Below are 684 nucleotides of genomic sequence, written 5' to 3'. Positions count from 1 at the left end.
CACCAACATCAAAACAATTAATAGCAATAAATATATCCACCATTTTTCCTTAACTAGCTCAAAGTAATTTAATTGTTTATACTCAAAATTTTTAGTATCTATTCCTTGAAAAGAAGGAAGAAACATAGCGCCAATAAAAGCAAAGAAAGAAATTATTATACCTACTTTTAATTTCATACTGCCTACCCCCAAACTGTATTATAAAGAGTTACAGCATAAGATGTTCTACCGTTGCTAATAGTCATATAATAATTTGCTCCTCCAGAGGCACCTCGTCCTGATGTACTACGATAAGGATAGTTGCAGTTGACTCTCCAATTATGAGCCCCTCCAAGATTCCAAACCTTAGAAATATTTGGATATTGTATCAAGTTAGATTCTCCAACTTTAACACTAGCACTTTTCACTCCAAAACCAGAAGTAAAAATATAATAATTACCTGTAACATAATTTATTTTTTTACTTATCCCACTTGAAGACCAATTAACTGTTGTAGATATGCTAACATGATTCCCTTTATCATGCGTATAAGTTCCTGTATTACTTGTTTGTGCAAACGCATTAATTCCAAATAATCCATTCTTAAAAAATTGCGCACTTGATAATAAAGGATTTTCTAAACTATCTTCCACAATTCTGCTTCTTCCAATTTTGCTGTATATGTGGTTTCTCCAGAAATAACAC

At 31.7% G+C, this 684-nt stretch carries 1 protein-coding gene; it reads right to left on the bottom strand.

What is annotated here, in order from left to right; all coding sequences use genetic code 11:
- Positions 1–182 precede the first annotated feature (182 nt).
- Positions 183–684 (bottom strand): hypothetical protein (locus D1643_RS11245; RefSeq protein ID WP_236643580.1); only part of this gene is annotated, 502 nt, incomplete at its 5' end.

The organism is Enterorhabdus sp. P55, assembly GCF_009911695.1.
Classification (GTDB): Bacteria; Actinomycetota; Coriobacteriia; order Coriobacteriales; family Eggerthellaceae; genus Enterorhabdus.
Note: the sequence above shows the minus strand (reverse complement) of the source record. Positions and strands in the feature narration are given on the sequence as shown.